Origin of the sequence: Hydrogenophaga sp. (genome assembly GCF_048549895.1) — a bacterium.
Lineage (GTDB): Bacteria > Pseudomonadota > Gammaproteobacteria > Burkholderiales > Burkholderiaceae_C > Hydrogenophaga.
In genome coordinates this window covers 1-4,330 of the sequence record NZ_JBLYYB010000097.1, presented here as the reverse complement: position 1 = coordinate 4,330, position 4,330 = coordinate 1, and the positions used below count along the sequence as shown (strand labels likewise).

At 65.3% G+C, this 4,330-nt stretch carries 5 protein-coding genes and 1 pseudogene; 2 read left to right on the top strand and 4 right to left on the bottom strand.

Features of this window, described 5'->3' with window-relative positions; all coding sequences use genetic code 11:
• Positions 1 to 134 precede the first annotated feature (134 nt).
• A pseudogene (locus tag ACN4F8_RS10270) lies at positions 135 to 227 on the top strand (DNA cytosine methyltransferase); the annotation flags it as partial.
• Here ACN4F8_RS10270 and ACN4F8_RS10265 read toward each other — a convergent pair.
• From ACN4F8_RS10265 to ACN4F8_RS10255, 3 genes are all read right to left on the bottom strand, one after another.
• Positions 201 to 533, bottom strand: a complete 333-nt coding sequence (locus ACN4F8_RS10265; RefSeq protein WP_419473499.1) for a hypothetical protein — start codon at positions 531 to 533, stop codon at positions 201 to 203. The pseudogene ACN4F8_RS10270 and the gene ACN4F8_RS10265 sit on opposite strands and share 27 nt — an antisense overlap.
• Before the next feature lie 52 nt (positions 534 to 585).
• Complete coding sequence (locus ACN4F8_RS10260; protein ID WP_300652173.1) at positions 586 to 1,113, bottom strand: chemotaxis protein CheW; 528 nt, start codon at positions 1,111 to 1,113, stop codon at positions 586 to 588.
• A gap of 141 nt (positions 1,114 to 1,254) precedes the next feature.
• On the bottom strand, positions 1,255 to 3,201 hold the full coding sequence (locus ACN4F8_RS10255; protein WP_419473498.1) for a methyl-accepting chemotaxis protein: 1,947 nt from the start codon (positions 3,199 to 3,201) through the stop codon (positions 1,255 to 1,257).
• 221 nt (positions 3,202 to 3,422) lie between these two features.
• On the opposite strand from ACN4F8_RS10255, the gene ACN4F8_RS10250 reads away from it, so the two are divergent.
• Positions 3,423 to 4,103 carry a transglutaminase domain-containing protein gene (locus ACN4F8_RS10250; RefSeq protein WP_419473497.1) on the top strand — a complete coding sequence of 227 codons (681 nt, stop codon included), beginning with the start codon at positions 3,423 to 3,425 and terminating at the stop codon, positions 4,101 to 4,103.
• A gap of 6 nt (positions 4,104 to 4,109) precedes the next feature.
• Here ACN4F8_RS10250 and ACN4F8_RS10245 read toward each other — a convergent pair.
• The coding region (locus ACN4F8_RS10245) for a methionine biosynthesis protein MetW (RefSeq protein WP_419473496.1) at positions 4,110 to 4,330 on the bottom strand (221 nt) is incomplete at its 5' end.

The window sequence follows — 4,330 nt, the reverse complement described above, 5'->3', positions numbered from 1 at the left end:
TTCCCTCGATCCTGTTCTTCTTTGCGGGTTCATCTCAAGCATAAAAAATAGCCGAGTGGTGGATCTTGGCACTGGAAATGGTGTCATCCCGCTTCTTTTGTCGTCCCGGATTGAAGCGAAGCAACTAATCGGCGTTGAAATTAGCCGGATGGCCTGAAAACAAACCTGTTGCAACCGCATCACTCCCATGCCAGCCATTTTCAGCGGCAGGCAATCAAAAAGGAAAAGACGATGAACGACATTTGTTCCCACATTTCATGCAGCTCGTTGATGCGCTCGGTGGTCTGCGCGATCATGGGCTTGAAGTAGGCCTCCACCTCGGGGTTGGCACCCGACTTGGCCACACCCAGCACGCGGTTGATGTTCAGGCGGGTGCTGGCCAGCCACTCGTCCATGACCTTGGAGCGGTGCTCCATCTCGATCACCTTTGTGGTGGCCTGCTGAGCAGCCTGCAGGCTGGTCCAGGCCAGCGCGGTGAGCGCCACCAGCAGCACCAGAACGCTGGCAAAGCCCAGGGTCAGGCGATGACCCATCTTGAGTCGGTTGAAGGACATGGGGTGTCTCCGGTAGAAAGGGAAGCAGCGCTTATTGCAGCGACTGCGTGGTGTCCATCAAACCCATGTCGGTGCTCGACATGAGGGCTTCGATGTCCATGAGGATCAGCATGCGTTCGCCCACGCTGGCGATGCCGGTGATGAAGCTGGTGTCCACGTTGGTGTTCATCTCGGGCGCGGGCTTGATCAGTTCGCCGGCGAGTTCAAGCACGTCGGACACCGAGTCGACCACCGCACCGACCACGCGACCGCGCACGTTGAGCACGATCACCACCGTGAAGCCGTTGTATTCCACCTTGTCGCAACCCAGCTTGATGCGCAGGTCCACCACCGGCACGATCACGCCGCGCAGGTTGACCACGCCTTTGATGAACGACGGCGCGTTGGCGATGCGGGTGGGCTCTTCATACGAGCGGATTTCCTGCACGCGCAGGATGTCGATGCCGTATTCCTCGCCGCCGAGGCGGAAGGTCAGGAATTCGGCGCTGGCCTTTTGTGCGGCCGCTGCGCGGGCGCTGTCGTGGCGGGCGATGTGGCTGGCTTCGTTGCGCATGTCCATGGGATGGGTCCTCGGTTGTCGGGTTGGTCAGATGAATATCGGCGAGTCCGGCGCCGGCTAAAGCGGCAATGAATGCCTCGAAAGTCGGACAGACCGGCGGATCACCGCCGTGGTGAATCAGAAAGTTCTCGAAATGCCGCCTCAATCGCGCAGCGTGTGCGCCGCATCCAGGCGAAACACGCGCACGGCTTCGGTCAGGCGTCGGGCCTGCTGCTGCAGGCTGTCGGCGGCGGCGGCGCTCTCTTCCACCAGCGCGGCGTTTTGCTGCGTCACCTGATCGAGCTGGGCCACCGCGTCGCCCACCTGCGAGATGCCGCTGGACTGTTCTTCGCTGGCCGAGGTGATCTCGCCCACCAGGTCGGAGACACGCCGGACCTGAACCACGATGTTGCTCACGCGTTCGCCCGCCTGCTCGACCAGCGCGGTGCCGGCTTCCACCCGCTCCACGCTCTCGCTGATCAGCCCTTTGATCTCCTTGGCCGCCTGCGCGCTGCGCTGCGCCAGGTTGCGCACTTCGGCAGCCACCACGGCAAAGCCACGGCCTTGCTCACCGGCGCGCGCGGCTTCCACCGCGGCGTTGAGCGCGAGGATGTTGGTCTGGAAAGCAATGCCGTCGATCACGCCGATGATGTCGCTGATCTTGCGCGAGCTCTCGGCGATCTGCTGCATGGTCTGCACCACCTGGCCCACCGACTCACCACCGGCCAGCGCCGCCTGGCTGGCGCCGCTGGCGAGCTGGCTGGCCTGGCGCGCACTCTCGGTGTTCTGCTGCACGGTGGCGGTCAGCTCTTCCATGCTGGCCGCTGTCTGCTCCAGGTTGCTGGCCTGCTCTTCCGTGCGTTGCGACAGGTCGGCGTTGCCGGTGGCGATCTGCGTGCTGCCGGTGACGATGCTGTCGCTGCCTTCGCGCACCTCGGAGACGATGCGCACCAGGTTGGTGTTCATGGTCTTGAGGGCCTGCAACAGCTGCCCGGTCTCGTCGCGCGAGCTGGCTTCGATGGTGGAGGTGAGATCCCCCGCCGCCACGGCCTGCGCCACGTTCACCGCCTGGTGCAGCGAACGCGTGACGCCGCTGGCCACCGTCCACATGATCCACAGCCCCACCGCCGACAGAACGCTCAGCAGCACCGCCAGCACCCAGAGGTTGCGACTGGCTGCGTTCTCGCGCAACCGCAGCTCTTGGGACAAGGCGGTGAACACGCCATCGACCAGGGTGAACTGCGCGTCGATCTGGCGGGTCAGCGCACCAAAAAATTCAACCGGTGAGTAAGACATGGCCTCGGCGGTGACCACGTGCTGGTCGATCAGCGCCAGCCCGTCGCCGGCCGCCTGCGCCGCCGCGCTCGCCGATGCGCCCAGCGTCGCCTGCAAGGCCGGCGAAGCGGCAAACGCCTTGTTCAGCTCCTTCTGTGCATTGCCCTGGTGCAGCCGGGAGAGCTGGCCCAGCGCACCCAGCCGGGCGCGCTGGGCCGAGGTGGCCTCGCCGCGCGTGAGCACCAGCGAGCCTTGCGCACGGGCCTGGCCCAGCGTCTCGGTGAGCTGCGGCAGGTGCGCCAGGGCGGCCTGGATCATCGAGTAGGTGACGGTCTCGGGATCGAGGCTCATGCCCGACACATCGGTCACGTCGCCCAGCAGCTGCAACTGCTGCTCGATCAGGGCGGTGTGCCGCGCGAAGCTCTCGGCGCCGTTGAGCGAGCGCTGGTCCACCGCGTTGGCCAGGGCCGTGAAGTCGTTGCGGGCAGCCTCCAGCTGACCGGCGAGCCGGGTGGAGGCCAGGTCGGACAGGGAGCCCTTGAGCCGGTCGAAGGCGGCGTCCACCTCACCACGTTTGACCTCACGGGGCGATTTCACCGCCTCGTTGCCGCCCAGATAACCCGCCGACAACCCCCGGTGCTGCTGGGACAGCTGCAACAGCTTGATCAGGTCGCCGGCAGGCGCGATGCCACTGGCCTCGCTGCGCGCGGCCTGGAAGGTCTGCAGTTCGGCCCGCACCGCGATCGACACGGGGGCCACGAGCATCAGCATCACCACGACGCCGATGAGAACGAACTTGTGGGCAAAACGCAGGTTGGCAATCAGTTGCTTCATGAAAAACTCAAGATCAGGTGCGCCGTGCAGCCGGCTTCGTTGCTGGACTGCGTTTGGGCAAAATCAGGCCATGGCCAAGGCCACAACCGACACAAGAAAGGCCTTTGCACGCCATGACAAAGCCCTCTCCTTGTGGAAGGTATCGGCTGGTGCCGGCGCGAATGAAGTCCGAAAAAACCTGACACGCGCGCCGCGCAGCGGCCATCTGCTAACTTGTGGCCATGAACGCCACGCCACCCCAACCCGAACACCTGTCATCCACCCCCTGGATCGACAGCGACCACCCCGCTGTGCAAGCCTTTGCGCAGCAGCACGCCCAGGGCCGCACCGCACGCGCGCAGGCGGTGTCGCTCAACCTCGCGGTGCGCGACCGGGTGCGCTACGACCCCTACCGCATCGATCTCAGCGACCACGGCATGACCGCCAGCACCGCGCTGGCCCAGGGCTTTGGCTGGTGTGTGCCCAAGGCGGTGCTGCTGGCGGCGGTGGCGCGCGCCTCAAGCATCCCGGCGCGGCTGGGTTTTGCCGACGTGAAGAACCACCTCTCCACCGAAAAACTGCGCCAGACCATGCAGACCGACGTGTTCGTCTGGCACGGTTACACCGAACTGTGGATCGACGGTGCGTGGCGCAAGGCCACGCCGGCCTTCAACATCGAGTTGTGCGACAAGTTCGGCCTGCTGCCGCTGGAATTCGATGGCGTGCACGACTCGCTGTACCACGCGTTCGACCGCGCGGGCCGCCAGCACATGGAATACGTGAACGAGCGCGGCAGCTTCGACGATCTGCCGCTGGCGCAGATCAGGGCTGCGTTTGCCGAGGTCTACCCCGCCATGGGCGCAGGCCAGCCGATCGAAGGCGACTTTGGTGCGGACGCAGCGCGCGAGGCCGCGCGCGGCTGAAGCCGGTCAGGTGGTGAAGCGGAACACCGCCGTGCTGGCCAGCAGGTTGGGCCAGCGGTGCACCTCTTCGCCTTCGTGCAGGCCAAAGCTTTTCTCGATGGTCAGGCCGTTGCGCCGCGCCAGCACCTCGAAGTCGGCGTGCGTGCCCACGCGGATGTTCGGCGTGTCGTACCACTGGTAGGGCAGGCGCTTGGTCACCGGCATGCGGCCCTGCACCACGGCCAGCC

What these genes read in the sequence shown, in the direction of transcription:
- ACN4F8_RS10255 (WP_419473498.1), bottom strand. Translation starts at nt 3,201, where the DNA reads ATGAAGCAACTGATTGCCAACCTGCGTTTTGCCCACAAGTTCGTTCTC.
- ACN4F8_RS10260 (WP_300652173.1), bottom strand. Translation starts at nt 1,113, where the DNA reads ATGGACATGCGCAACGAAGCCAGCCACATCGCCCGCCACGACAGCGCC.
- ACN4F8_RS10265 (WP_419473499.1), bottom strand. Translation starts at nt 533, where the DNA reads ATGGGTCATCGCCTGACCCTGGGCTTTGCCAGCGTTCTGGTGCTGCTG.
- ACN4F8_RS10250 (WP_419473497.1), top strand. Translation starts at nt 3,423, where the DNA reads ATGAACGCCACGCCACCCCAACCCGAACACCTGTCATCCACCCCCTGG.